The sequence below is a fragment of the Bacteroides salyersiae WAL 10018 = DSM 18765 = JCM 12988 genome, from assembly GCF_000381365.1.
GTDB classification, from domain to species: domain Bacteria; phylum Bacteroidota; class Bacteroidia; order Bacteroidales; family Bacteroidaceae; genus Bacteroides; species Bacteroides salyersiae.
The window spans coordinates 1,654,560-1,680,940 of record NZ_KB905466.1 but is presented as its reverse complement, the minus strand read 5'-3'; the positions used below and the strand labels follow the sequence as shown (position 1 = coordinate 1,680,940).

General features: G+C 41.9%; 24 protein-coding genes. 11 read left to right on the top strand and 13 right to left on the bottom strand.

The window, feature by feature from the left end:
• Window positions 1-409: 409 nt before the first annotated feature.
• Entirely contained in the window at window positions 410-1,372 is a 963-nt protein-coding gene (gene glsA / locus HMPREF1532_RS06440) for a glutaminase A (protein WP_005926544.1), read from the bottom strand.
• Between the two features lie 155 nt (window positions 1,373-1,527).
• Entirely contained in the window at window positions 1,528-2,970 is a 1,443-nt protein-coding gene (gad, locus tag HMPREF1532_RS06435; RefSeq protein WP_005926541.1) for a glutamate decarboxylase, read from the bottom strand.
• A 192-nt stretch (window positions 2,971-3,162) separates the two neighbouring features.
• Here gad and HMPREF1532_RS06430 point away from each other — a divergent pair, with 192 nt between their 5' ends.
• A complete protein-coding gene (locus HMPREF1532_RS06430; protein WP_005926538.1) occupies window positions 3,163-4,398 on the top strand; it encodes an MFS transporter in 1,236 nt (411 codons plus the stop codon).
• A gap of 149 nt (window positions 4,399-4,547) precedes the next feature.
• The gene (locus HMPREF1532_RS06425) at window positions 4,548-5,462 is read left to right on the top strand and encodes a DMT family transporter (protein WP_005926532.1); all 915 of its coding nucleotides are present in this window, start codon (window positions 4,548-4,550) and stop codon (window positions 5,460-5,462) included.
• Between the two features lie 142 nt (window positions 5,463-5,604).
• On the opposite strand, the gene HMPREF1532_RS06420 is transcribed toward HMPREF1532_RS06425, so the two are convergent.
• Both HMPREF1532_RS06420 and HMPREF1532_RS06415 read right to left on the bottom strand, forming a co-directional pair.
• A complete protein-coding gene (locus HMPREF1532_RS06420) occupies window positions 5,605-6,915 on the bottom strand; it encodes an MATE family efflux transporter (RefSeq protein WP_005926528.1) in 1,311 nt (436 codons plus the stop codon).
• A gap of 343 nt (window positions 6,916-7,258) precedes the next feature.
• A complete protein-coding gene (locus HMPREF1532_RS06415; protein WP_005926525.1) occupies window positions 7,259-8,260 on the bottom strand; it encodes a malate dehydrogenase in 1,002 nt (333 codons plus the stop codon).
• Window positions 8,261-8,672: 412 nt separating this feature from the next.
• Between HMPREF1532_RS06415 and HMPREF1532_RS06410 the strand changes: the two genes are divergently transcribed.
• The 8 genes from HMPREF1532_RS06410 (at window position 8,673) to HMPREF1532_RS06375 (ending at window position 14,811) form a co-directional block, all read left to right on the top strand.
• Window positions 8,673-9,512 carry a CvfB family protein gene (locus HMPREF1532_RS06410; RefSeq protein ID WP_005926522.1) on the top strand — a complete coding sequence of 280 codons (840 nt, stop codon included), beginning with the start codon at window positions 8,673-8,675 and terminating at the stop codon, window positions 9,510-9,512.
• A gap of 119 nt (window positions 9,513-9,631) precedes the next feature.
• Window positions 9,632-9,943: an outer membrane protein assembly factor BamE domain-containing protein gene (gene bamE / locus HMPREF1532_RS06405; protein ID WP_005926518.1), complete on the top strand. Its 312-nt coding sequence runs from the start codon at window positions 9,632-9,634 to the stop codon at window positions 9,941-9,943.
• Between the two features lie 46 nt (window positions 9,944-9,989).
• Window positions 9,990-10,319: a hypothetical protein gene (locus HMPREF1532_RS06400; protein ID WP_005926515.1), complete on the top strand. Its 330-nt coding sequence runs from the start codon at window positions 9,990-9,992 to the stop codon at window positions 10,317-10,319.
• Entirely contained in the window at window positions 10,316-10,990 is a 675-nt protein-coding gene (locus HMPREF1532_RS06395) for a proline and serine-rich protein 1 family protein (RefSeq protein ID WP_005926513.1), read from the top strand. The genes HMPREF1532_RS06400 and HMPREF1532_RS06395 overlap by 4 nt, the downstream gene beginning before the upstream one ends.
• A gap of 15 nt (window positions 10,991-11,005) precedes the next feature.
• Window positions 11,006-12,094, top strand: coding sequence for a dermokine domain-containing protein (locus HMPREF1532_RS06390; protein WP_005926511.1), 1,089 nt, complete (start codon window positions 11,006-11,008; stop codon window positions 12,092-12,094).
• A 260-nt stretch (window positions 12,095-12,354) separates the two neighbouring features.
• The gene (locus tag HMPREF1532_RS06385) at window positions 12,355-12,741 is read left to right on the top strand and encodes a sugar 3,4-ketoisomerase (protein ID WP_005926507.1); all 387 of its coding nucleotides are present in this window, start codon (window positions 12,355-12,357) and stop codon (window positions 12,739-12,741) included.
• Complete coding sequence (locus HMPREF1532_RS06380) at window positions 12,738-13,718, top strand: GNAT family N-acetyltransferase (RefSeq protein ID WP_005926505.1); 981 nt, start codon at window positions 12,738-12,740, stop codon at window positions 13,716-13,718. Before HMPREF1532_RS06385 ends, HMPREF1532_RS06380 begins: the two co-directional genes overlap by 4 nt.
• Window positions 13,711-14,811 carry a DegT/DnrJ/EryC1/StrS family aminotransferase gene (locus HMPREF1532_RS06375; RefSeq protein WP_005926502.1) on the top strand — a complete coding sequence of 367 codons (1,101 nt, stop codon included), beginning with the start codon at window positions 13,711-13,713 and terminating at the stop codon, window positions 14,809-14,811. Before HMPREF1532_RS06380 ends, HMPREF1532_RS06375 begins: the two co-directional genes overlap by 8 nt.
• Before the next feature lie 18 nt (window positions 14,812-14,829).
• On the opposite strand, the gene HMPREF1532_RS06370 is transcribed toward HMPREF1532_RS06375, so the two are convergent.
• The 3 genes from HMPREF1532_RS06370 to HMPREF1532_RS06360 are packed head-to-tail and all read right to left on the bottom strand — an operon-like array spanning window position 14,830 to window position 18,258.
• Window positions 14,830-15,927 carry a glycosyltransferase family protein gene (locus HMPREF1532_RS06370; protein WP_005926500.1) on the bottom strand — a complete coding sequence of 366 codons (1,098 nt, stop codon included), beginning with the start codon at window positions 15,925-15,927 and terminating at the stop codon, window positions 14,830-14,832.
• Window positions 15,924-16,811, bottom strand: coding sequence for a glycosyltransferase family 2 protein (locus HMPREF1532_RS06365; protein WP_005926497.1), 888 nt, complete (start codon window positions 16,809-16,811; stop codon window positions 15,924-15,926). Before HMPREF1532_RS06365 ends, HMPREF1532_RS06370 begins: the two co-directional genes overlap by 4 nt.
• 19 nt (window positions 16,812-16,830) lie before the next feature.
• Entirely contained in the window at window positions 16,831-18,258 is a 1,428-nt protein-coding gene (locus HMPREF1532_RS06360) for an O-antigen translocase (protein WP_005926494.1), read from the bottom strand.
• A 261-nt stretch (window positions 18,259-18,519) separates the two neighbouring features.
• On the opposite strand from HMPREF1532_RS06360, the gene HMPREF1532_RS06355 reads away from it, so the two are divergent.
• Window positions 18,520-19,020, top strand: coding sequence for a DUF3836 domain-containing protein (locus HMPREF1532_RS06355; RefSeq protein ID WP_005926491.1), 501 nt, complete (start codon window positions 18,520-18,522; stop codon window positions 19,018-19,020).
• A 70-nt stretch (window positions 19,021-19,090) separates the two neighbouring features.
• Here the strand turns inward: HMPREF1532_RS06355 and HMPREF1532_RS21600 are convergent, their stop codons facing one another.
• The 6 genes from HMPREF1532_RS21600 to HMPREF1532_RS06325 all read right to left on the bottom strand — a co-directional run bounded on the left by HMPREF1532_RS21600 (window position 19,091) and on the right by HMPREF1532_RS06325 (window position 26,350).
• Window positions 19,091-20,230 (bottom strand): endonuclease/exonuclease/phosphatase family protein, encoded by a 1,140-nt coding sequence (locus HMPREF1532_RS21600; RefSeq protein WP_148301682.1) that lies wholly within the window; start codon window positions 20,228-20,230, stop codon window positions 19,091-19,093.
• A gap of 61 nt (window positions 20,231-20,291) precedes the next feature.
• On the bottom strand, window positions 20,292-21,605 hold the full coding sequence (locus tag HMPREF1532_RS06345) for a TolC family protein (RefSeq protein ID WP_005926485.1): 1,314 nt from the start codon (window positions 21,603-21,605) through the stop codon (window positions 20,292-20,294).
• 21 nt (window positions 21,606-21,626) lie between these two features.
• Window positions 21,627-22,727, bottom strand: a complete 1,101-nt coding sequence (locus tag HMPREF1532_RS06340; RefSeq protein ID WP_005926482.1) for an efflux RND transporter periplasmic adaptor subunit — start codon at window positions 22,725-22,727, stop codon at window positions 21,627-21,629.
• A 63-nt stretch (window positions 22,728-22,790) separates the two neighbouring features.
• Window positions 22,791-24,035 carry an ABC transporter permease gene (locus HMPREF1532_RS06335; protein WP_005926479.1) on the bottom strand — a complete coding sequence of 415 codons (1,245 nt, stop codon included), beginning with the start codon at window positions 24,033-24,035 and terminating at the stop codon, window positions 22,791-22,793.
• Window positions 24,036-24,190: 155 nt separating this feature from the next.
• Window positions 24,191-25,450 (bottom strand): ABC transporter permease, encoded by a 1,260-nt coding sequence (locus tag HMPREF1532_RS06330; protein WP_005926476.1) that lies wholly within the window; start codon window positions 25,448-25,450, stop codon window positions 24,191-24,193.
• A gap of 183 nt (window positions 25,451-25,633) precedes the next feature.
• Window positions 25,634-26,350: an ABC transporter ATP-binding protein gene (locus HMPREF1532_RS06325; protein WP_005926473.1), complete on the bottom strand. Its 717-nt coding sequence runs from the start codon at window positions 26,348-26,350 to the stop codon at window positions 25,634-25,636.
• Window positions 26,351-26,381 lie beyond the last annotated feature (31 nt).

Here is a 26,381-nt window from a genome sequence, read left to right as displayed (position 1 = left end):
TCTACGGGAAACCATAAGAAGCTCTACGGGAAAAGTAAATTCCTTCATAAAGAACGCTTTTTTACGCTGGTTGGTTACGGAGTCTTGCTTGTAACCGAATGTGAAAAAGTAGGGTATAAACCTGAATTTGTAATAAATAGTATAGCTGTTGTAGATGATGGGGAGCTATCTGTTGTATTATTGATTGTATTTCGTGCAATCTGAATGAGTAAAGATGGAAATGGCGGTCGTTTTTGAAAGGTCTGCTTATATTGTTCCTGATGAATGGATTCTGCAGGGATAGGAATACCATTTTGACAATTTGTAAATGGGAAGCATATAGAGGATAGCTCTGTATAGGAAGAATGATATTAAAGAGAGGCTACTGCCCTTATGGGCAGTAACCTCTACAAAAAAAAGGACAGAACTTTTATTCAACTACAGTAACTTGCTCGCCGTTGAATATATTCAACCCCAGCTTATTCATAATAAATTTGATTGCCAATTGAGCCTTTACGGAGTTGCCCGAACCATCCAGTGGAGGTGCAAAAGCGGAAACTCCCATTACGCCCGGCAATACACCCATTACACCGCCGCCTACACCGGTTTTAGCCGGAATACCGGAGGTATACATCCAGTCGCCCGTATGTTCATAGAAGCCCACGGAGGCAATCATCGACGTAATCTTCGGAGTCAGTTCGGTTTCGAAAACCTGTTTGTTTGTCACAGGATTTACCCCGTGATTTGCTATCGTACCGGCAGCTACGGACAACATTTCTGCTGTAACGCCCAGTGAACACTGACGCGTGTACAGATCGAGCGACATATCCGGATCATCGTAAATTCGATTGTAGTTCTTCAATAACCAGGCTATCGACCGGTTGTTGAAGTTGGTGGCAGATTCGGATTTGTACAGTTCGTCAATCAATTGCGGAGCATCGCCGCAAAGATCCGTAATATTCTCTACGATTGCATTCCATTTTTGGGTAGCTTCACCGACCGGTTGCACCATAGAGCAAGCGGAAATCGCTCCCGCATTGACCAACGGTGTAGAGGGATGATCGTTTTCCAGAAGGATAGCGATGATAGAGTTGAAGGGTAATCCGGTGGCATCGGCACCGATCATATCCAATATCTTCTGAGCACCGTATTGACGGAGAACCAGAATGGCCGTATGGACTTTGGATACCGATTCTATGCCGAAACGGTAATTATAATCACCTATTGTGATTTTCTGGCCATTCAGCAGGCAGATACTAATACCGAACAGGTTCTTGTCGATATTGGCAAGGTAGGGGATGTAGTCGGCATTCTTTCCGTCCGTGTTGCCCTTCACCTGCTCATAAGCCTGTTGTGCCACCTCTTTTATTTGAGATATAGAAATCTTTTTCATAAGATAAAACATTTTTGGATTTACGATTGGACGATTGACGATTTACGGTTGAAAGCACTCCTTGAAATGATTCTACAGAGATACTCCAATCGTTCATCACTTCACTTTAAAGATACTCCAATCGTAAATCGTAAATAGTCTAATTGTAAATAATTTTATTTTTTAGTCGCTTGTGGCTTACCTGTATGGTTGAATACCTTTGTGGCTACCGGCAGATTCTTATCTTGGGCGATACGTGTGGTAGTAGGATATTCCAGTTTTTCCAATTCGGTAATGGCGTTCTTGATGTCACCTAACAGCATATCTGCCATATCACGGCTGAATCCTTGACGGACAACGATACGCATCACTACATAATCTTCTAATTTGGACGGCAAGGTATAAGCCGGAACCATCCATCCGCTCTGAGCCAGTTTGTCTTGCAAATCATACAAAGTCCATTTGGCATCCTTGGCATATTCCGGTTTCATGTACCAGATAAACAATGGGTTCACTACGTCTTCTGAGTAGTTGACGAACGGAGTCATCTTGGCAATCTCACCGTGGAGATACTTGGCGATCATCAATGAGTTGTACTGTACTTCTTTATATCCCTGGAATCCCAAACGGATAAATTGATAGTATTGTCCCAAAATCTGGGCAGCCGGACGAGAGAAGTTCAGGCCTACCTGTGTGATGTTGGCACCTAAGTAATTGACACTGAATGACATTTCTTCGGGAAGATATTCTTTGCCTTTCCAACAAACCCAACCGAGACCCGGATAAACCAAGCCGAACTTATGACCGGAGGTACTGATGGAGAGTACCCATTTCAAACGGAAGTCCCATTTGATTTCCGGATATAGGAACGGAAGGATAAAACCGCCACTTGCAGCATCTACGTGGATAGGAATGTCGTAGCCGGTTTTGGCATTGTAAGCATCGAGCGCTTTGTCGAGTGCTTCTACGTCGTCATTCAATCCTGTCCATGTAACGCCCTGGATAGGAACAATACAGATGGTGTTTTCATCACACATCTTCAGTGCTTCTTCCGGATCAAGGGTTGTCTTTTCCAGTGTCAAAGGCACTTCGCGCATTTCGATCTGCCACAGTTGGGCAAATTTTTCCCATACTACCTGGAAGCCGGTAGAAATAACAAAATTCGGTTTGTCTACGGGTTTACCCTGAACCTGACGTTTTTTGCGCCAGCGTAACCATGCAGCGACACCACCCAACATACAAGCTTCTGAAGAACCGATAGCTAATGCACCGGTTTTCCAGTCGTCTTTTTCCGGAGTATTCCACAGGTTGGCCATGATGTTGATGCATTTACCGTTCATTACAGCGATACGGGGATATTCTGTTTCATCGATGTAGTTGATATTGATGGCTTCATTCATCAGTTTGGTGGCATATTCGTCCATGTAAGTGGTGACGAAAGTAGCCAGGTTCAGTCGGGGCTGAGTCTGTGCGAATGTTTCATCTTTTACCATTTGGTAGGCGATTTCCGGAGTGGTCGGCCCGTCAGGTATTTTTTCTACCGGAGAGGGTTGCAACATTCTGTTTGAACCAAATACATCAGTCTTGGCATCACCGTTTCTAAAATTTAAATCTTCCATTTTACTATTGTTTTTAGTTAGGTTTAGGCGATGGGGATTTTCCCCGTCGAATTTCCCACAACAACAGCACCGGTTTTTTAAAGTTTAGCCGTTTTGCATTATTTTGCGTTTATTGTACTTCCCGTGCGGAGTTGAACATTCCGGGCATCACGTTGTTCTTTTCAAATCCAAACCTCAAATATAGAAGCGAATATGAGAATACAAACAGGAAGGGGAACGATTCCTCTTATAACGCTTATCGGCATTTGGTCCATTTCGGCTCTTAATGCTTTGCCCGGTTTAGCCGTTACGCCTATCCTCGGGAAACTATCTGTCATCTTTCCTCATTCTACTGAACTGGATGTGCAGATGCTTTCATCCTTACCCTCTCTTTTGATTATCCCGTTTATCATTCTGGCGGGAAAATTGACGGAGAAAGTGAACTTTATCCGCCTGTTACAGGTGGGGCTCGCTATTTTTGCTTTAAGCGGTATTCTTTATTTGTTTGCCGGTAAGATGTGGCAACTTATCGCTATCAGTGCCATGCTCGGTGTTGGTTCGGGGATGATTATACCACTCTCTACCGGACTTATTTCCAAATACTTTGTCGGTCCGTACCGGGTGAAACAGTTCGGGTTCAGTTCTGCCATTACGAACATAACATTGGTGGTAGCTACTGCCGTTACCGGGTATCTGGCTGAGGTAAACTGGCATTTACCGTTTGTGGTTTATCTGTTTCCTTTGGTATCGCTGGTACTGTCGGTTTATCTCCGGCGCAGCATGATCAGTGAGGAAGGGAGTGCTTCGATTGCGAATGACGAAAAGGAGGAGACTGGTGTGCCACCGATCGATCCGGAAGTCGGGAAGTCCAAATACGGAGTGAATATCAAACATCTTTTGCAGGTTATGATGTTCTACGGGTTGTCTACTTATCTGGCGCTTATCGTAACTTTCAATCTTCCTTTTTTAATGGAAGAATATCACTTTTCGAGTGGTGATTCCGGTGTTATGATTTCGCTCTTTTTTCTCGCTATTATGGCTCCCGGTCTTTTCTTGAACCGTATTGTGGGGCTTTTTCGTGAGAAAACAAAGTTTTATAGTTTGCTGTGTATTGCTGTCGGGCTGGCACTGATCTGGATATCTCCGAAAGAGTGGGTGATAGCTCCGGGATGTATTCTTGTGGGATTGGGGTATGGGGTGATACAACCTGTCATATACGATAAGACCACCCATACGGCTGTTCCGAAGAAAGCGACACTGGCGTTGGCTTTTGTGATGATGATGAATTATTTAGCCATTTTACTCTGTCCGTTTATTATCGATTTCTTCCAATCGACGGTATTCCACATCAAGTCTCAGCAGTTCGCTTTTGTGTTCAATCTTTGTATCACATTGGTAGCTTTGATATGGGCTTATTGCAAACGGAACACTTTCTTGTTTAAGGAATAATGAATAATTTGCCAATGTGCCAATATGCCAATGTGCCAATTACCATGCGGCATGATAGCGCAGCCAATTGGCACATTGGCATATTGGCACATTGGCATATTGGCAAATTGGCACATTATTAAATTGGCAATTTATTAAAATTAATAAGTATGAAGAATAAAAAATTGGAAGCTAATCTTAGCATGGCTATATCGAAAGTATTCAGTGGCTTGAATATGAATGCCCTTAAATTTCTGCTTCCTCTTTGGATGAGTCCATTGACGGGAGCTACGATTCGTTGTACTTTTGCAGCAGTTGCTTTTTGGGTAATCGGGTGGTTCTCCGCACCGGAAGAAAAAACAAGTCGGAAGGATAAGTGGCTGTTGTTTCTTTTGGGAGTAGTGGGGCTTTATGGCTTTATGTTTCTTTATCTGGTAGGTCTTAGTAAGACTACTCCTGTATCGAGTTCTATTTTTACGAGTTTACAACCGATCTGGGTGTTTCTTATCATGATCTTTTTCTTCCATGAGAAGGCTACTGCTCCGAAAATTATCGGTATATCTATTGCTTTGGTGGGTGCCCTTGTCTGTATTTTGACTCAGCAGAGTGATGATCTGGCCTCAGATGCTTTTACGGGAAATATGTTGTGCCTTTTCAGTTCGGTGGTCTATGCCGTTTATTTGGTGGCAAGCCAGCGTATTCTTTCGGCGGTAGGGCCTGTCACGATGCTGAAATATACTTTTAGTGGTGCGGCCTTTTCCGGTATAATTGTTTCACTGATTACCGGATTTGATGCTCCGGTACTTTCAATGCCTTTCCATTGGCTTCCTTTTGCGGTATTGATGTTCGTGCTTATTTTCCCTACGACCCTCAGTTATATGCTGTTACCGGTCGGTTTGAAATATTTGAAGACGACAGTGGTTGCCATTTATGGTTATCTGATATTGATCGTGGCTACCATAGCTTCCTTGATTTTGGGGCAAGACCGGTTCAGTTGGACGCAGACCTTTGCTATTCTTTTTATTTGTGTCGGGGTTTATCTGGTAGAAGTGGCGGAGAGTAAAGATAAGACCGTACCAAAATGAAAGAGCCCGGTGCAATACCGAACTCTTCTTAAAATCGAGCAGTATTTGACCCCATTCAACTTTTGGGGCGATTCACCTTTTGTGACGTAGGTGATTTCGTTGAAAGGGGAGTTTTAGGACAGATCCCCATGGACTTTTCTCTTTACTGTTTCCAATTCCCTCTTTTCAGATAATAAAGAGATAAACCCAGAAGCAATAAAGCATAAAGCTGCTCTGCCGTCCAGTACATGATTAATGGTAACTGTTCGCGGATGGATAGCCCGTACAAATACACCAGATAGACGATGATTGTGATTATTTGAAATACGAATGCCGTTTTGGTTTTTCCTGTCCCGATAATTGCATTGCAATAGGTATAGGCAGGAGCAGCCAGAAAAAAAGTGGATAGCATCAGTAAAAAAGGAGCATAGGCTGTTTCGATTACTTCGCTGCTGTTGGTATAGATCCCTAAGATGGGTTTGGAAAGGAGTGCTGCCGTCAATACGAAAGGAGTACCTACCGCGTAACTCAGCTTGACGGTTTTCCAACATATGGGTAACACATTGTTTACCTGTTGGGCTCCGATTAAATTACTAACCAGAGATATACCGGTCGTTGCAAACGAGTTGACGATTACAAACAGCATCACGGATACGCTTCTCACTACATTACCTGCTGCCAGTTGTCTCTCTCCCAAATGCTCTATGGCAATGAAAAACAGGAACCAGGGGGCGATACAGAAAAAAGAACGTATCATTGTCCAACTGGAAATCCGGAATAATTGACCGAGCAGTGGAAGATTGACTGTCGGCCGCCAGCCGTATTTCTTTTTATCTATCTTTAGATGGGTGTAAATTACGATGTGTATCAGGGCTGCTATTTCAGCCAAAGAGGAGGCGATGGCCGCTCCTGCTATGCCCAAGCGCGGGAAACCGCATGCTCCGAAAATGAGCAGGTAGTTTAAAGCCGCGTTGGTGGTCACTAACAGGATGGAGTTTGCCGTCAGTACCTTGGTTTGGGTTATTCCGACGAAGAACGCCCTGTATGCCAGTATCGGAAATACAAACAAGAAACTGTAATCCCGCCAATCGATATATTTCATCACTGCTTGATAGATCTCTCCGGATGATATTACTTTCCGCAAAATGAGTGGGGAGGCTACTTTAGATAAAGTGAAAGTCAATATCGACAATGAAACAAGAAAAAGCAGTCCTTGCCAGAAAATTTCTCCCGTTTGGGCTAAGTTTCCTTCTCCGTTTCTCCGGGCAACGACTACCTGTAATCCTAAGCTGAAGCCGAAGCCAAGCATATAAATAGCGATGTAATACATTCCTGCCAGGGCCGAAGCGCCTAATTCTATTTCGCCTACATGTCCTAAGAAAACGGTATCGGTGAGGTTGATGAGTTGTTCCATCAACAGGCTCATCATCACCGGAAAGTTGATGAGCCAGATTTGTTTATAAGTAAAATTCATGGTTTAATTGCAAATAACGTTAGGAGGATGACCTTTTCAGTCATCCCCGCAGAATGAATAAATAAACTCTCTATTATTTCATTCTGAGCGTAGCTATCTGCAAATTTGCCATTTCATGTGTTGAACAATCGGGTATTTATAGATCAGATGATGTGGCAAAGATACGAAAAACTTATTTATCGGCGTACAATCCGACATGGTTTCCCTTACTGTCGGCAAAAACACAGGAGTATCATGAACGCACCCGACAGGAATCGTTCTTTCCGTGACGGGTGCGGTAATATGTGCAAAAATAGCTTCTTGCTTTTTCCTGTGAGGAACACATTCAGCTTCGGAGCGCTGATTATTTGATATTCGGGTTTAAGGTGTGCCAGTCTTCGATAGCAGGAATGATACCCATCTCGATAACCTCATCACGCAACTTGCAGAGGTGCTTGTAACTGTTTTCCAGCTCTTCTTCTTCGATAGGGGTACCTTCCACCTGCTTGTAGCTGATGCCGTTTTTAGTGATGGAGGTTTCCATCGCCATCATGATGTGGTTGAATTTTCCATCGGAAACGTAGGTTCCGGCAGGCCACCGGAAAGGTGCACCGCCCATAGCGGCAGCGATCATTTCGATAGAAAGATAGGCCGGACTTTGGAAAGAGGAACGTCCGCGCAGGTCGATAATGTGCTTTCCGCCTTGAATAACACGTTGCTTGATAGCATCCCATTCGGTTTGCGGCAGGCGGGTAGTACCGATCCAGTTGATCAACGTATCGCCATCGACTGTAGTTGTTGAAGCAAATACGGCCATTTGCTCTCCGTGTCCGCCGTATGTGCGACAGTTTTGTATTTTGGAAGCAGGTATTTTGAAGAACTTCGCTAACTCATTTTGCAGACGGGTACTGTCCAATGCTGCAAGTGTAGAGACTTGTGAAGGCTTCAATCCTGAATAAAGCAAGGTGATCAGGCCGGTAATGTCGGCCGGGTTGAATACTACCACTACGTGTTTCACGTCCGGGCAGTATTGGCGGATGTCTTTACCGAACTGGGCGGCAATCTCGGCATTGCCTTTCAGCAGATCTTCACGCGTCATACCGGCTTTACGGGCTGCACCACCGGACGATACGATATAAGCTGCACCGGTCAGCGCCTCCTTGATATCGGAGGTATAGGTGAGATTGACCCCTTCGAATCCGCAGTGGTATAACTCTTCGGCTACACCTTCCAGTGCCGGAGCGTATGGGTCATACAAGCAGATGTTGGGAGTTAATTTCATCATCATGGCGGTTTGTGCCATATTTGAGCCAATCATTCCGGCGGCTCCTACAATCGTTAATTTCTCGTTGGTTAAGAATTCCATAATCTTATCTGTTTTTTGTAAATGAATATACTGTTTCTCTATTGACGATACAAAGATAACGACTTATCAGCCAGATTGTTCATTGAAAAAAGTTTTGGCTGATAATGAAAAGTTATATCGAGAGGGGAGATATGATTGAAATAAACTATCTTTGCAGTGATTTAGAAGTTTGTTTTAGTAGTAAGTAGATAGTTAGTAAGTAGTAGTAAGTAGATAGTAGTTAAGTAGTAAGTAGCTAAATCGTGAAGTTGTAAGTAGCTGGTGGTTGGAGACCTTTTCAGTATAACAACGCCGATATGTTGCATTGTTTCTAACTACTGATAACCTGTTTCTGACTACCATCTACTTACTACTTAACTACTGACTACTTACTACTAACAAATTACTACTAACAAATTACTGCTGAATAATTATGTCCATTGAATTAGGAAAGTTCAACCGTCTTGAGGTTGTGAAAGAGGTTGATTTTGGAATGTATCTGGATGGGGGTGACGAAGGGGAAATCCTGTTGCCTGCCCGTTATGTACCCGAAGGTTGCCAGATAGGAGATATGTTGAATGTGTTTCTTTATCTTGATAATGAAGAGAGATTGATTGCCACCACATTGACCCCTCTCGTACAGGTGGGTGAATTTGCTTGTTTGGAGGTGGCATGGGTCAATCAGTTTGGAGCCTTTCTCAACTGGGGGTTGATGAAGGACTTGTTTGTGCCCTTTAGCGAGCAGAAGATGAAAATGCAGGTTGGTAAGAAATATATCGTTCATGCCCATCTGGATGATGAAAGTTACCGTATTGTGGCTTCCGCCAAGGTGGATCGTTATCTTTCGAAAGAAAAGGCAGAGTATCAGCCGGGTGAAGAGGTGAATATTCTGATTTGGCAGAAGACGGATTTAGGCTTTAAGGCTATTATAGAAAACAAGTTTGGCGGATTGCTTTATGATAGTGAGATCTTTCAGCCTTTGCATACCGGTATGGTGCTGAAAGCATATGTAAAGCAAATACGTGAGGATGGCAAGATAGACTTGGTGCTTCAGAAACCGGGATTTGAAAAGGTGGATGACTTCTCGAAGACTCTGCTGGAATATATCCGTGAGCACGACGGGTATACATCTCTGAATGATAAAAGTCCTGCAGATGATATATACGCTGCTTTCGGTGTAAGTAAAAAGACATTCAAGAAAGCGGTGGGCGATTTGTATAAAAAACATTTGGTTGTGCTGCAGGAAGACGGTATCCGGTTGGCGTCCTCCTAACTGCAATAGGGAAATCCCTATATACGAATATAGATAATCATTAGGGTGGGGAGTTTCCTCACCCTATTTTTGTGGTATAAGAAAACACGGAAGTTGAATTACTTAAATGTATATAGGATATGAAAAAGATACATGTTTTATGGATGTTATTGTTTCTGGTGTTGAGCACAAGTTGTGTTTCTGTAAACCGGTTGATGAAAGTGCAGGAGGGTATGAGCAGACAGGAGATCTCAAAGATTTTCGGGACACCGGAATACCGCCGTTTTGACAGGGGAATGGAAGAGTGGGAATATCGAAGCCTGTCTCTTATTTCGGGAGAGTATAAAGTGGTGGTGATAACGTTTGAGGATGGAAGGGTTTCGGGTATGGATACATTTACGACGCGGGATTTCCAAGAACATCCTCTGCCGCCGGCACCTTGTATACATTAAAAATGGGATGTTTTCCTAAAAAAGTTTCACTTTTAAGATATAGGTTATGAAAAAGATACATACTTTTGGCATTCTGTTGTTGATGATGATGCTTGTCAGCTGTGTCACTGCCGGTGCCGGGTTTACGAATGAACAATTGTCCGGTATCCATAGGGGGATGACACTGGAACAGGTTAAGGAGGTACTCGGAGCGCCTGCTTACAGGAGTTTTGATGATAAAGGCGAAGAGTGGGAATTCCGTGTAATGGTACTCTCCGGATGGTCGGTTGTCCGGGTACGCTTTGTGGATGGTAAAGTGACGGAGATGAAATCTTATTTGGAGAGAGACAAAGATTGCCATACCAGAACGGAAAATAATAAAATAGAAAAGATATGATACGCAAATTGATACTCGGTTTTTGTTTTCTGCTGGCAATGTTTCCGGCAAGTGCTTTCTCTTTGGAGGGCCTCTCTGTTGAAAGCCCAAGAGAACAGGTGGTGGTATTTATTGATGGGAAGCAGGTGTGCCGGCCTACATATAGTTGTTTTATCGCTAACCTGCATGGTGGCAGTTATCGGGTGGAGGTATATGCCGCCCGTCGTGGAAACCGCTTTGAAAGAGAGAACTTATTGTTTGATGAGCGTGTTTATTGTTCGGGTAGGGAGGTGAAGGAGATCGTCATCGATGGTCCGGACAGACCGGAGCACAGACCGGGCAGGCCGGATAAACCCGGACACCGGCCGGATGGTTTCAATTCCAGGGAGCCGGTGATGAGCGACAGCTCTTTCAATCAGTTCATGAGCTCATTGAAAAAACAGCCTTTTGAGTCCGACCGTAACGCTTTACTTGACAATGTATTGATAAGTTCGTATTTTACTACCGACCAATGTATACGGTTACTGGAATTTTATACATTTGACAGTGAAAAGAAATCGTTCCTTAAGAAAATATATCCGAGGATTGCCGATAAGGCGAATTTTTTCCGGGCATTGGATAAACTGACCTTTAGTTCGGATAAGGAGGAGGTAAATCAGTTTATAAAGGTGTATCATGAGAATAATAACTAAAAAGACTTACTGATTATGAAACGAATTATTTTAATATTATTTGCCATCGGGATAACTGCCATGAGCAGTGTGAGTATGGCCGCTATGAGCAATAGCAGAGTTCGTAAGGAGACGCGTTTCCTGACAGATAAGATGGCGTATGAACTGAACCTGAATACTGCCCAGTATAATGATGTCTACGAGATCAATTTCGATTTTATCTATTCCATCCGCTATCTGATGGATGACGTGATACGTGGATACGAATGGGCGTTGGATGATTATTATAATTATCTGGATGTACGTAACGACGACTTGCGTTGGGTATTGAGCGATGCGCAGTATCGACGTTTTCTGCAAGCCGATTATTTCTATCGTCCGATCTATGCAAGTGGTGGCGGATGGAATTTCCGTGTTTACATTACTTATACCAATCGTAACTATTTCTATTTTCCGAAACCCTACCATTATCGTAGCTATTCGGGAGGACATTACCGGACGCATTTTCACAATGTAAGCTATTATCGCGGAAGGTATAACCATAGTTATTATAGAGGAGATTATAGTGTGAGAAATGATCGGGTATATCATACGAATCGCCGCTCCGATTTCGGTTCGGTAAATATTCGTCCGAATACAAGCACAAGACCGAGTTCGAGACCGGGTACAACAACCACTCGTCCCAGTGTGTCTACTCGCCCGAGTACCGGTACAACCCGTCCGAGCACGGGAGCAAGTACCCGTCCGAGTACTACAACCCGTCCGAGTACGACTACTACCCGCCCGAGTAATACCTCTTCGTCATCATCGAGCCGGGAGAATTCGTCAAGTAGCCGAAGGGAAAATAACAGTTCGGGCAGCAGTACACCGGTAAATAATAACACAAATTCTGGAAGTAGCAGGCGCAGTAGCAGTTCTTCAACAAGCCGGACAACTACATCTCCAAGCAGTAGTAGCTCAAACTCCAACCGTAGTACTACGCGTAGCAGTACTCGTAGCAGTTCGGTATCCAACGGACAATCCAGTCGCGGTTCTTCTGCTTCAAGTTCTTCTTCCGGCAGTAGCAGCCGGAGAAGTTCTTCTTCAAATTCTTCCGAACGGGGAAGCAGTTCGTCAAGAAGATAACTAATACTAATAATATATGTGTACGGACCTAAGTGCCCGTTTAGGTAAAGGAGCCCATCGTTTCAATAGGAAGAAACGATGGGTTTCATCTTATTGGCACAATGTGTTCCATCCGGTTGGAACAATGTGTTTCATCTGGATGAAGCAAGTGGTTTCAATATGTTGAAACTAATCCGGATCCTAATCTTCCGGGTGTATAGGCAACTATAAACGGTCATTCGTATAATAATATCAGCTAAATATCGTTATTCTATAAAGTTATGGAACGTTTAAAGACATTTACAGATAAACGAGGAAGTCTGACTCTTCTTGAAGTAGGTCAGGATATACCTTTTGAAGTGGCACGTGTATTCTGGATACATAATGTACCTGAAGGACAAGAACGGGGACAACATGCTAATACGGAATTATCCGAGTATCTTGTGGCTGTAAGTGGTAGTTTCGATATCTGGACGGAGGATGAAACGGGGCGTAAATATTATCATTTGTCTTCTCCTTCCGAAGGCTTGTTGATTCCTCCGGGAATGTGGAAAGTAATGAGTAATTTTTCATCGGACGCTGTTGTGCTGGTTTTAGCTTCTCATCCTTATTGCCTGGACAATTATATTAATTCATACGACGATTTTCTGGAATATATAAAGAAATGATACCCGCTACCCAAGACTTGCAGTTGAATATAGTTCGTTATACAGCGGAGCAAAAGACTGTTTGGGATAGTTTTGTTGCTACCTCTAAAAACGGTACGTTTTTGTTTATGCGTGATTATATGGATTATCATGCAGATCGTTTTGCTGATCATTCTCTGATGTTTTACAAAGGAGGGCGGTTGATAGCTTTATTGCCCGGTAATGAGAGTGATGATACTTATTATTCGCATGGCGGGCTGACATACGGCGGGTTTATTCTTTCTTATCATGCCACTGCAACGGTAGTGTTGGAGGCGTTTTACCTCTTATGCCGCTATTTAAAGGGGACTGCCGGAGTTGGTAGGATCGTTTATCGTACCATTCCATTTATTTATCATAATTATCCGTCGGAAGAGGATTTGTATGCCCTTTTTCGGTTGAATGCCCGTTTGACAGAGCGGAAAATATCTTCTGTGGTAATACCGGAAAAAGGATACCCATTCAGTACTCTCCGTCGCCGTAAGTTGAAACAGGCTCGTAATCATGGACTGAAAGTCTGCCAGGATGAAAATTTTGATGCTTTTTGGCCGGTTTTGGAACAAAATCTCCAACAACGTCACGACAGATTGCCTGTTCATTCTTTGAAAGAAATGGTCTGTTTGAGTCGTCTTTTCCCGGAAGAAATAAAACTTTACCGGGTGTTGGACGGTGAAGAGACTGTAGGAGGATGTGTAATGTATCTTACCGGAGAAGTAGCTCATGTTCAGTATATTGCTTCTACCGGACAAGGTCGGGAAATGGGGGCACTCGATATCTTATTTGATTATTTGATTCATCAAATTTATACCGATAGGAAGTATTTTGATTTCGGGGTCTCTGTGGAGGATGGAGGCCGTTACTTGAATGAAGGGTTGATCTTTCAGAAAGAGGGATTTGGCGGACGTGCGGTGATGTATGATACGTATGAACTTTCTTTAAAATCTGTACTAAATGATTAAGTATTTTGATTTACAGCGTATTAGTGACTCTTTTGAACCGGAGCTATCGGAAACGGTGGTTCGTGTAACCCGTTCCGGTTGGTATCTTCAAGGAGAAGAGACCCGTGCTTTTGAAGAGGCTTTTGCCGGATATTGCGGAACCCGATATTGTATTGGTGTAGGAAATGGTTTGGATGCCTTGACCCTTATTTTTATGGCTTATCGCGAGTTGGGAGAGATGCAGCCGGGAGATGAAGTGATTGTTCCTGCCAATACATATATTGCTTCTATTTTGTCAGTGGTTCGTGCCGGGCTGAAACCCGTGTTTTGCGAGCCTTCTTTTGATTCCTGTAATATAGCGCCCGAAGCGATAGAAACTTTGATTAATTCCCGGACTAAAGCGATACTTCCCGTACATTTATATGGAAGATGTGCTGATATGCAACCTATATTGAATATAGCGGCATCTTATCGTCTGAAAGTTGTGGAGGATGCTGCACAATCGCATGGGGCGGTTTATCATGGAAAACGTATCGGTAATCTTGGAGATGCGGCCGGATTCAGTTTCTATCCGGCAAAAAATCTTGGAGCTTTGGGAGATGGCGGTGCAGTGACAACGAATGACCAACAGCTTGCTGCGATGATACGTTCTATTGCCAATTATGGTTCTTCTGCCAAGTATGTTCATCTTTGCAAGGGAATTAACAGTCGCCTTGACGAGCTGCAGGCTGCTGTGCTTCGGCTTAAATTGGCTCGTCTGGATGTCGATAATGAGCGACGCCGAAATATTGCCTGCCGATATCTTGATGGAATTAAAAATCCTCTGTTGACTTTACCGTCTGTCGATGACTGGAAACAACATGTATTTCACATTTTTCCGGTTTTTTCTTCTTGTCGTGACAGATTGCAAGCCTTTCTTGCAGCGGAGGGAATACAGGCACAGATACACTATCCGATACCTCCGCATAAACAGGAAGCCTTTACCGAATATAGCTCTTTGTCATTGCCGGTGACTGAACGAATACATCGGGAAGAACTCAGTCTGCCGATGTCTCCGCTGATGACGGATGAAGAGGCCGATACGGTAATTGCCGCACTGAACCGGTTTGTGTAAGAAAAAGAGTACAGTTTTTTAATGTGCTTCCCAAAAATCAACATATTGCTGTGCCACCTTTACATAGTTATGATGTTTTCTTACATATTCGATACTTTGCGCTGATAATTCCGGAATACGTTCCTTGTTTAATACGATGTATTCTAATTTTTGGAAGATATCTTCTTCGGAGGGATATACATTGATAATGGGACGTAGCTCTTTTTCATTTATTATTTCATAATTTTCTTCTTCTCCGCCGCCCAGCACAATCACTCCTTTTGCCATGGCTAATAATGAATTCATGGAAGGAGTGTATGAGTAGAGCTGGTCTAATTGTACATCAGCATCATCCATTAATTTTTGATAAATCGCGTACGGAGCATCGATCGCTTCTGTGATACGACATTGGTCCGGGTATTTTTTTTGTATCTCTTTTAAGACGGGATACATAATATCCGTTCCTTTTATATCGCTCCGTGCAGACTGGATGCCAATGAAAAAGTTTACTTTCTCAGGCTCTGTCCGTACACGGCTCGTAATATTGGAGTAATCGATAGGGAGGGGAATAAAAGTCGTTTTATCGGGAAAATAGGGAATATAGGCTACATAGTATTCCCATAGGCAAGCTATAATGCCGTTACAGGTTTGGGCAATTTCTTTTGTTGTATAAGCTGTATTCCCATAAAGGCATTCTTGAAGGATATTGTGATTGTTTGCAGTATAGCGTTCTTTATCTCCGATTTTGAATTCTGAATAGCGAAGGGCATTTGTTTTCATACATAAACTGGTCCAATAAAAGTCATTTCCAAAAGCACCCAAAAAAACTTTTTTATTGTGCTTACGCAGGTATTGGTAGATATACAAACATTTTTGAGCTTTTAGATGTAGGAAACATGGATTGATTAATTGCACCACATCGTATCCTTTTAATAGAGGAAGAACACGAAGTAATTGTAGTACATATTGTATGCCGTCTAATATACTATCAGATTGTCTTGTGAGAGAAATATCACGTTGATAATTTCTCCAACGGTCTCCGTTGGAGACAACACATACTTCGTGTCCTAACTTACGAAGTCCTTCCGCTAGTGTCCAATGCAAATTACTGAATTCTCCGAGAAGTAGTATTTTCATAAATGCGTTAATAAATTAATAATTGTTTGAGCAATGGTGTATTTCCAAGAATATTTATTCGCTGGAAGTGGAATATATTTGTCTACTGCAAGTTTCTTTGTTTCAGACAGAATAAAAGAGAGTGAACGCCGGTTAAGTATAAGTTGCTGTATATAGTCTATTGTTAAAAAATGTATTCTTCGTTGTAGAGCTTTTTGCTGAAGCGGAGTCACCTTGTACTCTGTTTCTAAAAAGCTACGTAAATAGGATAAAATATTGTAGAAATCTTTTACGTGCTTTAGCCCTTGTTCCTCGTCTCTTTGATAAGTAATAGATTGAGGGTGTTGAAAATATGCATATATATGCCAATTGGTAATAATCGTTTTTTGAGCATAAAAATATAGCAAAGCAACAAAAGCCTCATCTTCATGATATGTATTTTCTGGGAAAAAAAGTTGATGTTTTATTAATAGTTCCTTTCGCACAAAATGGATACAGGCGGCTCCCATAAAATTGCATTTAGCCATAAATTCTGCTCCTGATGTGTATATTGTGTGTCGACACTTTTTCTTTTTTTGAGATTGATTGGCTTGTATTACTTTTTGGAACTTAAAAGATAAGACATCAGGATGTTCTTTTTCTAAGAAATCGAGACAATGAAGTAAAGAATTAGGAAATAAATAGTCGTCTGCATCTACGAAAAGAATATATTCTCCATTAGCTTGAAGAATACCATTATTACGGGCTGCACCTGCACCTAAATTTTTTCCATTACCATCTGCAATAATCAGTTCATATTTTTCTAATGGTATAGCTTGATTGTTAATGGAATCGATACAGTACTGCAACAAAGTCTTGTCAGCTTTTCCATAGAATGGGATAATGATGCTTAATTGAGGATTCATGAATACAAATATAATTGTTTTATTTAATATGTAGCCATAGTCTTCTAAGAGAAAAAATACAGTTTATTAATATTAATAAACTGCAGAATGTATATCCTGCCCATGGATTTATTGGTATCCCATAATAGATTGTAATAAAACTGACTATTGAAGTTGTCATTGTGAAAAAAAACAATCTAATAACTTCTTTGTTGAATTTAATGTTAAATTTGTAGCGGCAAATGCTGCCTACTACAATAAAATAACAAATATAACTAATAAGGAAAGCAATGCCAATACCTTTGATTCCAGCTAAAGTATATCCTATAATATTGCTACTTAAAATGATTATTGAAGATAATAGTTCGGTACCGAGAAATAAACGATGTGCTCCTTTAACGATAAGTATATATCCTAAACAGGTTGAAGTTACTTTGAAAATCATTCCCAATATAGCCCATGACAGAAAGGGAATGACTGGTAAGAAAGACTTTGTAAGGAGTAACTGTACGATTAAAGGAGCGGTAGGTAGAAAGATGGCAATTACCGGGCATAATATCAATAATGATACTACTGTCTGTTGATTCATGATGGAACTTAATTTCGTGTTTTGGGTGTGGACTGCTGCCAGACGCGGATAATAGTCTGTACTCATTGCCACAAAAATAAGACCTACATACTTATCAATTAACCCGAACCCGGATTGATAGATACCTACATCTTGCAGACCACCATGACTTCTGAGGTAAATATTAAATAAATAACTGACTAATGTACTGGCAAAACCGCTGATTGTGAGTATCGCTCCGATGGTAATGATGCTTTTACCTTCTTGGCAGATGGGGAGGGGAGGAGTCTTTTGCTTGTCACGAAATAGTAAAGTAGCGAAATAACCGCAGATAGAGGAAAGGATAATGGCGGCTACAATGCCATCTGTTCTCCATATGTAATATATAGGTAGGGAGATTAACAGGCCTGCGGATGCACCGATTAAATTGGCTTGTGCCAGAATCCGGAGACGCCGGAAGCCTTGGAAGATGGCCAATTCGCCTTTCGTTAGCGTATCAAATAGTAATGTGCAGGCTAACCACATATAAGCTCCTGTAAAATCCCGGTTACCGAAGCTCCACTGTGATAACCATGGGGAAAGAGTTAATATCACTGCTGAACCGAATAGTCCGGCATACAAACTCATTTGTCTCACCAAAGAAGCTGTTTGTGCCGCCTTCTGGGGATTGCCTGCGGCAGATATACTTTTTACTCCACCTTGATTAATCCCCAATCCTGTAATGCTTTGCACCATGCTTATGGTATTATTCAACAGTCCTAATAATCCTACACCGTCTACTCCAAGAAGCAATGCTACCACTTTGGTACGTACCAAAGTTAGCAGAACTTGAAAAGCTTGCACTCCCCCAAAGAGGGCAGTGGTTTTTACGATACTTCTATATTCTTTTTGTTGTTCCATAAAGCGGGAGACAAAGATAATTAAAAATAGTATACTGTCCGCATATAAGCGTACATGTGTTCATTTTCGTACATATTAGATTTTTGATTAATTGCTGATAACCAGTGTGTTATTGCTTTGGCATATTACTTGCATTCATACACATGAAGACAAGCATCAAAAAAGAGTAGAAAAAAAACAGAAAATGATGCAACCTTTGAATGAATAGATACGTCTAATGTATAAATGGGAAAAAGTTTAACTAAATAAATAGATACGATTATGAAAGCAACAGTATTTTTCAGAATGATTGTTTTGGCAGCTATGGCAGTTATAGGCATTACAAATGCAGAGTTGAAAGCTCAGGAAGAAAACTTCGTAACTAATGAAATTAAAGATGGTGATCTTGTTACTTCAAAAGTGATTTATAGAATGGATGGTTCTCTTTACAGACATATGAAATACGATTTTTCTTATGATAACCAGAAGAGAATGACTGCTAAAGAAGCATTTAAATGGGATGGAAGTCGTGATAAATGGGTGCCTTATTTTAAGATAACTTATTTATATGGCGGCAATGAAATAACTATGGAATACGCCCGCTGGAATGAACGTCATAAAGCTTACATTGATTCGGTAGAGAAAAGTGTTTATGAGCTTAATGCGGATAATATGCCGGTGGCATATGTAAATTACAAGTGGAATGAAGCAGGGAAAGACTGGAGTTTGAATACTTTGAATAAATGCGACAATGATTTTGAACTGATAGCCATTGCTTATTAAACTATATTGTAATAAAAATAGAAAGAAATGTCAGGCTTCGTATTTCCGAAAGGTTATACGAAGCCTTTTATTATGGAATTATAATTTTAAGCGTGGTATACGATCCTCCATTATATACACGTATTAAATAGAATCCTTCAGCTAAAACATCTGTTGGCAGAATAAAATAACTTTCGGATGGGTGAACCGTATTCGTGACAATGATTTGTCCGTTGACAGAAAGAACTTCTACCTTATTTATATTTTCTCCTTTCAAGGTTAAGTAACCGTCGCGGGGATTACCGAAGATTTGAATTCTGTTTTTGGCGGTGACTTCCTGATGACCGTTTCCTGTTGTTTGTCCTAACATCAAAGTTGTGATGATCGGATCGTGGTCGGAACAACGGTATGGGTCCGGAGAATAATCTGCAGCATATTTATAACCGAATTTACTTTGTTCATCTGCGTTAATATGCCAGGGGAATGCATCTGTTACTTGTTTACTCATGCTGATAGAAGCAATTGAATGATCCAGATAACCGGTAGCTCCGTTATAAACATAGCTATAATCCAGGGGAGAGAATTGTTCGAGCAGATTTGTCAAAGAAGCGTTTGTTAATATTCGGATGGGGTCTTCTTTGGAGTATGCGTTTAAATCACCCAATATCAATATATCCGGATCCTCGTAATAGCTGATCAGGGCATTCAATTCATTGATGAGTGTACGAGCCTCGGATTGCCGTTGAATATTTGAGCTTCCTTGCCCGTTGTATTGATCGGCATTGCTTCCGTTACCGCTTGACTTTGATTTGAAGTGATTTAATGAGATTATCAATCTTTCCTGATTCTCTTTCAGATCAAAAGCTTGTGCCACATGGCGGAGTTTAAGGTACGAGCCGATGGTACGGAATTCTTTGTAGGGTGTTACTTTGGTTGTATTGTAAACAAATACATTTTTAGTGTAGGTACTTTCGTGGCTATCTCCGCTATCTATATAAGCATATTTATCCGTTCCCTCTGCTTCATTTAGTCCGTTTACTATATCTTGTACGGCCGTTCTTCCTTCACCAACCTCGCAAAGAGCATATATATCTGCATTCATGGCTTTAAGGGCGGCAAGGATTTTTGTACGTTGCCTTGTGAACTCGGCTTGATTGGCTGCACCATATTGGGAATTCCATAAGGAGCTGTCCGATATATAAAAGTTTAAGTTGAAACTGGCTATTTTCAAATCTTTGCTTCATATACTTGTCTTTTTTAGTTTATGAAGCAAAGATAACTGATATTATTGATTATTCGATTGCTTTTCCTTTGTAGAAGTCGAGAATCTTGGTGCGGAACAGGTAGTCATATTTTGCCTGTATTTTGTCTGATAATGATTTTGTTAGATTTTGTTTGGCTTCATTGTATTCCACAAAAGTGGCTTTCCCGTTATCAAATTTCTCACTCATCAGACGGAAAGATTCTTCATTGGCGGTAACGGCTGCCATACTGCTATTGAATTTACTTTCGGCAGCTACAGCGTTGTACCATGCCTGTTGAATCTCTTTGTAAAGCACTTTCTTGGTGTTGTCCAGTTGCAGGGCAAGGTTGGTTTGCTGCAACCGGGCACTGCGAACACGGTTACGGGTAGCCAAGCGGTTGAATAATGGCACACTCAGATTGAATCCGATGCCTTTATTCAGATTATTTTTCAATTGAGAACCGAAGCTGTGTTCGGCAGAACCGTTCAATGTATAGAAATTTGTTCCTATACTTGCTCCGAAAGAAAGTTGTGGATAATAATTACTTTGAGCTATGCGTATGCTTTTTTCGCTTCCTTCCAAGCGGAATTGCGCAGCTCGGATACCGGGTTTATTGCTCAATGCTTCCGTATATATATCGTCCGGTGCTGTCAACGGAGCGAAGTTTACTACCGTATCAGGTTGTGCGAGTGTAAATCCTTCGGGGGTAGGCAGTTCCAATAACTGACTTAGATCCAGCAGAGCCAGCTGGTAATTGTTTTCAGCTTGTACCAGGCTCATTTCGTCTTGTGCCACACGGGCTTTAGCTTCGGCTACTTCGGCAGACGAAGCCTTTCCTACTTCGGCAAGGCGGATGATACGTTTGCATTGTTCTTTACTGAGTTCCGTCTGGCTGGCTGCTACCTTACTGAGTTCCATATTGAACAAAACCTGTAGATAAGAGGAAGTTACATTGATAGCAATGTCCTCCTTAGCCTTGTTCAGGTCTTCGATTGCCGCTTTAAGGTTCAGTTTGGAAAGTGCATACTGATTGGGCAGTTGCAGTCCGGTGAACAACGGAACATTGGTATTAAGTCCGAATTGTGTACTGCCACTGTTTACATCACTGTATGTATTGTCTTTGGGTGACTGTGAACGTCCCCAGCTCCAATTTTGCCCTGCCGAACCGCTCAGATTCGGCAGCCTTGCCCATTTTGCCGTATTTACTTCTATGGCATTTTGTTCAGCTTCATTGGCTGTCTGCTGGATTTCGATATTGTGTTCGATGGCATAGTCGATACATTGGCGTAGCGTCCATCCTTCCTGCGCCTGGCTGGTGACGCAGAGTGTGGCAAGAGAGAATATAATAAGTCCTTTTTTCATAATTTCCTGTTATTGATTTTATTATTTATCTTTCTTTTCTGCCCCACGGATTTTATCTTTCGCTGTCACGCCGCTTTTTATCTCTATTTTGATACCATCGCTCATGCCGGCAGTTACTGGTTTGCGTTGGAATTTTTGTTCCGGTACCGAATCTGTCATTACATAGACAAAAGTGGAGTCGCCACTGAACTCAATAACACTTTCAGGCACTGCTAAGGTCTGTTGGGCGCGTTGAAGCACAATTTCTGCATTTGCCGAATAGCCTGAACGGATTTGTATGCTGTCGGGCACGGATACTGCTGCTTTTATCTCAAATTGGTTAGCGCCGTTTTCCTCCACCCCTTTAGGAGAAATATATTCCAGTTTGGCATCGAATGTCAGATTTTGTAATGCGCCGATGGTTAGTTTTACAGGCATTCCTTCGTGAATACGTCCGACTTCCGTTTCGTCTATCTTACCTTTAAAAATCAAATCATTCATATTGGCCACCGTAGCGATGGTTGTTCCGTCATTGAACGTATTACTCATAATTACGGAGTTACCGGCTTTTACCGGGACATCCAATATCAGTCCGTCTATTGTCGAACGGATTAAAGTACTGGAGAGTGAAGCGCTGTTTTTAGTAATCCCTTCTTTGATAATTTCAAGTGCATCTTTAGCCGTCTGTACTTCTACACGCGCCTGTTTCAGTGCCACTTCGCTTTTTTCGAAGTCTTCGCGGCTGATGAGTTTGTCTTTGAACAACTTCTCCACGCGGTCAAAATCCGTCTGTGCCTGTTTCTCATTAATTTCCGCCAGGCGTACACGGCTTTCGGCAGAGTTTACCTGTCCTAACTCCGGGATTACCTTTACTTTGGCAATCACTTCACCTTTGCGGATGCTCTGTCCGGCTTCTTTGTATACTTCGTCAATGATACCCGAGATTTGAGGCTTGATGAGGATTTCATCGCGAGGCTCTACTTTACCCGTGGCCACTGTTGTTTTTTGTAGATCGGTGATCTCGGCGTTTACTGTTTCGTATACAACAACTTTCGGTCTTGATTTCATCCACAGGAATACAAATGTCCCTATGATACCGGCTGTTAGGACTACCAGCAATGTGATTTTCAGAAACTTTTTCATCTTAGTCTTATTTTTTGATTTTATATTTTTCTTTTTTATCTCTCTTTGATTTGCCAATTGTGATTATTCGTCACGGATGGCTTCAATCGGTTTAATGGCCATTGCCCGGTAGGCGGGTGCCAGTCCTGCCAGCATGCCCAATGTGATTAATAATGCACAAGTGCCCACAGCCAAACCGAATGTAACCTGGAAGCCGAAAGACCTCCCACTGTCACTGGTGATGGTCATATCCATCACTTGAAGTACTAATACGGCAAATGAGATTCCCATCATTCCGGCTATTGTGGTAAGCACCATGCTTTCAGAAAGAATCTGTTGGAGTATATCCTTGGGACGGGCACCGATCGCACGGCGAATACCGATTTCGGTAGTACGTTCGCGCACTGTTACCATCATGATGTTTGATACCCCGATGGCTCCTGCTAACAGAGTACCCAATCCTACCATCCAGATAAGAATGCGTATACCTGTGAATAGGTTATCCATCATTGAAAACATAGCCTCTGTGTTTAATACCATGATGGCTTGTTTGTCATCCGGTGATATGAAGTGTGCTTCTTTGATAATACGTTCTACTTCCGGCTGTATATCTGTCACTTTCAAACCCGGTTTGACAGTAAAGCAGGCCAACTCTATGTTACGTCCCAGGTTATAAGCCCGTTGCATGGTTGTAAAAGGCAATATAACAGATTCGGATGATTGCCCTTGGATGCTGATATTTCCTTCTGCCACCGATAATCCGATGACACGATAGTAAATTCCGTCTACGCGAATGTATTTTCCCAAAGGATCGGTGCCCGGTGTAAACAGGCTTTCATACACACGTTTCCCGATGACACATACTTTGCGCGCTTCGCGTATATCCACATCATTTATAAATCTCCCGAGGGAAATATCTTGTGCTTCGATATTTTCATATTCGGGATGTAGTCCTTTCACGATACAATCGAATTTTTTGTCTTCATATACCGATTTAGAGCCCCAACGGGCAATGGAAGGGGTGATAAGCTCGATCCCGTCTACATTTTTGCGTATACGTTCGATGTCATCGATATTTAAGCTCCACCAGCGTCCTTTACGGAATCCTTTGTAGGCCTCGCCTGTTTTCTGCGGCCATGCAAAACCGGAGTTTGTGGCGAATCCTTCAAACTGCACCTGCATGGCATTTTGCATACCTTGTCCGCCTCCAATGAGTGCCACGAGCATGAAAATACCCCAGAATACTCCGAATGCCGTAAGCAGGCTCCGGGTTTTGTTTCTTGTTATCGTGATAAGGATTTCCTCACACGTGTCTATGTCTATTCGCATCTTGAATAATTTGCCAATGTGCTAATTTGCCAATGTGTCAATTGGCTGTGCACGGTTAATTACTTAGTTATTTAATTTGTTATTCAATTATTCAATTTCCTAATTTCCCAATTTTTTCCATTGGCATATTGGCACATTGAATAATTGGCACATTATTAGTCTGCTCTGAGTGCTTCTATCGGGCTGATGGTTACTGCTTTCCGGGCAGGAAAGAACCCGGCTAAAGTGCCTGCTATGACTAATGTCAGAGTGGCTTGTATGGCAATTCCCAAATCTACCGTCGGATTAGAGAATACGGTTTCCGACCACATACCGTTATCCATTTGCTGGTTTCCGAAAGCGCTGTTCATCCATTCGGTTACTGCAATGCCGCTGACCATTCCTATATATCCGAAAAAAGTAGTGATTGCAACGCTCTCTACGATAATGAGCCATAAGATAGACCGTGGTTTTGCTCCCAATGCTTTGCGGATGCCGAATTCCCGGGTTCGTTCTTTTACGGTAATCAGCATGATATTCGAGACTCCTACAATTCCGCTCAACAGTGTGAAGATACCTATCACCCAAATAGCTATCCGAAGCATATTCATGGCTCCCATGTTGCGCAGGTAATTGGTAAACCGGTTCCATATCCAGATAGCACTTTCGTCAGTAGGATCGAAGCGGTGGTGGGTTCCTAATACTTTGCGGTATTGAGTTTCAAAAGCCTTGTTGTCTTCTATTGACTTCAGATTTTTGGTGGTGAAAATGATATTGTTTACTTTATTTCCTTCATTATAAATGAGTTGTAGAGTTGTAAAAGGAATATATGCATCACTTGAACTGTTGTCTCCCTGGTCTTTATACAGCCCTACTACCTGATAGATAATCCCCCCTGTTTTTACGTTTTGTCCGATAGGTTCTGTATGAGTTTTATCGAAAAGGATTTCGGCTGTTTTGGTATTGAGAACAATCACCTTCCTGCATTGTCGTATATCTATCTCATTAATGAACCGTCCTTTGGATAGTTTTACCGTTTCTACTTCCGGGAAATTCGGGAATACTCCTGTTAGTCTTAGGTTGACATATTCTTTACCAAAATTTAGATTGGTACTATTTTGATATAAGGTTGCACCGACTTCGATTACATTTTCTTGGAACTGTTCTTTGGTTATGTCTAAGTCCTTGTTATCCAGCTTAACCCTTCGTCCTTCTTTCAGCCCTTCATACGATTTGGTAGTCCACCCGGGAAATATCTTGATAGAATTCAAGGCCCGTTCCGAAGACGATTGTTCGAACGCGTGGATCAGTCCGTTGCCTGCCCCTAACAGTACGATAAGCATAAAGATGCCCCATGCTACGGCAAATCCTGTGAGGAATGTGCGCAATTTGTTCCGTTTGATGGTACCATATATTTCTTGCCAAATGTCAAACATGATTTTATTTAGATTTATTCCCTATGGTCATGACCATTGTTTAATCTTTGAGTCCATAGGTACGTTTACGATTTACGATTGATATTATCGGTTTATATTTTGAGATGGGAAAGAGATGAACAAACAAAGACTATTTTTAATCGGAAATTGCCAATTGTCTAATCGTAAATCCTTTCTTTTTTCTTATTTCATTATTCCGTGTTGGCCGAAAGGAGATGCATCATGATCGAGGTTCTCCTCAATCCGTTCGATGATTCCGTCCTTGATATGAATAATTTTATCCGTTTGATTGGCTACACCGCTTTCATGTGTCACTACTACGATGGTCATTCCTGTTTTGTGGAGGTCTTTTAATATTTGCATTACCTCAACGGAAGTCTTACTGTCCAGTGCACCGGTCGGTTCGTCAGCCAAAATAATTTGGGGTTGGGTGATCAATGCGCGTGCAATGGCGACACGTTGTTTTTGCCCGCCACTCATCTCGTTTGGCATGTGATGCGCCCAATCTTTCAACCCCAACTTATCCAGATACTCCAATGCCAGGGCATTCCTTTTTTTGCGGCTTACTCCTTGGTAGAATAGTGGCAAGGCTACATTCTCCACAGCATTCTTAAAAGAAATCAAGTTGAAGGACTGGAAGATAAATCCTATCATCCGGTTTCTGTATTCTGCAGCTTTGGTTTCGCTGAGGTCTTTTATCAGTACGTTATTCAGGTAATAGTCACCGGTATCATAGTTGTCAAGGATGCCCAGTATGTTTAACAAGGTAGACTTTCCCGATCCTGATGCTCCCATGATAGAAACGAACTCTCCACGTTTTATGTCGAGGTTGATACCTTTGAGCACATGGAGGGGAGCTCCATTGTAGTAAGTCTTGTTAATGTCTTTGAGGTGTATCACAATTTCTTTTATTTAGTTTGGCTTTTCTTAT

What these genes read in the sequence shown, in the direction of transcription:
- glsA (WP_005926544.1), bottom strand. Translation starts at nt 1,372, where the DNA reads ATGAAAAAGATTTCTATATCTCAAATAAAAGAGGTGGCACAACAGGCT.
- gad (WP_005926541.1), bottom strand. Translation starts at nt 2,970, where the DNA reads ATGGAAGATTTAAATTTTAGAAACGGTGATGCCAAGACTGATGTATTT.
- HMPREF1532_RS06430 (WP_005926538.1), top strand. Translation starts at nt 3,163, where the DNA reads ATGAGAATACAAACAGGAAGGGGAACGATTCCTCTTATAACGCTTATC.
- HMPREF1532_RS06425 (WP_005926532.1), top strand. Translation starts at nt 4,548, where the DNA reads ATGAAGAATAAAAAATTGGAAGCTAATCTTAGCATGGCTATATCGAAA.
- HMPREF1532_RS06420 (WP_005926528.1), bottom strand. Translation starts at nt 6,915, where the DNA reads ATGAATTTTACTTATAAACAAATCTGGCTCATCAACTTTCCGGTGATG.
- HMPREF1532_RS06415 (WP_005926525.1), bottom strand. Translation starts at nt 8,260, where the DNA reads ATGGAATTCTTAACCAACGAGAAATTAACGATTGTAGGAGCCGCCGGA.
- HMPREF1532_RS06410 (WP_005926522.1), top strand. Translation starts at nt 8,673, where the DNA reads ATGTCCATTGAATTAGGAAAGTTCAACCGTCTTGAGGTTGTGAAAGAG.
- bamE (WP_005926518.1), top strand. Translation starts at nt 9,632, where the DNA reads ATGAAAAAGATACATGTTTTATGGATGTTATTGTTTCTGGTGTTGAGC.
- HMPREF1532_RS06400 (WP_005926515.1), top strand. Translation starts at nt 9,990, where the DNA reads ATGAAAAAGATACATACTTTTGGCATTCTGTTGTTGATGATGATGCTT.
- HMPREF1532_RS06395 (WP_005926513.1), top strand. Translation starts at nt 10,316, where the DNA reads ATGATACGCAAATTGATACTCGGTTTTTGTTTTCTGCTGGCAATGTTT.
- HMPREF1532_RS06390 (WP_005926511.1), top strand. Translation starts at nt 11,006, where the DNA reads ATGAAACGAATTATTTTAATATTATTTGCCATCGGGATAACTGCCATG.
- HMPREF1532_RS06385 (WP_005926507.1), top strand. Translation starts at nt 12,355, where the DNA reads ATGGAACGTTTAAAGACATTTACAGATAAACGAGGAAGTCTGACTCTT.
- HMPREF1532_RS06380 (WP_005926505.1), top strand. Translation starts at nt 12,738, where the DNA reads ATGATACCCGCTACCCAAGACTTGCAGTTGAATATAGTTCGTTATACA.
- HMPREF1532_RS06375 (WP_005926502.1), top strand. Translation starts at nt 13,711, where the DNA reads ATGATTAAGTATTTTGATTTACAGCGTATTAGTGACTCTTTTGAACCG.
- HMPREF1532_RS06370 (WP_005926500.1), bottom strand. Translation starts at nt 15,927, where the DNA reads ATGAAAATACTACTTCTCGGAGAATTCAGTAATTTGCATTGGACACTA.
- HMPREF1532_RS06365 (WP_005926497.1), bottom strand. Translation starts at nt 16,811, where the DNA reads ATGAATCCTCAATTAAGCATCATTATCCCATTCTATGGAAAAGCTGAC.
- HMPREF1532_RS06360 (WP_005926494.1), bottom strand. Translation starts at nt 18,258, where the DNA reads ATGGAACAACAAAAAGAATATAGAAGTATCGTAAAAACCACTGCCCTC.
- HMPREF1532_RS06355 (WP_005926491.1), top strand. Translation starts at nt 18,520, where the DNA reads ATGAAAGCAACAGTATTTTTCAGAATGATTGTTTTGGCAGCTATGGCA.
- HMPREF1532_RS06345 (WP_005926485.1), bottom strand. Translation starts at nt 21,605, where the DNA reads ATGAAAAAAGGACTTATTATATTCTCTCTTGCCACACTCTGCGTCACC.
- HMPREF1532_RS06340 (WP_005926482.1), bottom strand. Translation starts at nt 22,727, where the DNA reads ATGAAAAAGTTTCTGAAAATCACATTGCTGGTAGTCCTAACAGCCGGT.
- HMPREF1532_RS06335 (WP_005926479.1), bottom strand. Translation starts at nt 24,035, where the DNA reads ATGCGAATAGACATAGACACGTGTGAGGAAATCCTTATCACGATAACA.
- HMPREF1532_RS06330 (WP_005926476.1), bottom strand. Translation starts at nt 25,450, where the DNA reads ATGTTTGACATTTGGCAAGAAATATATGGTACCATCAAACGGAACAAA.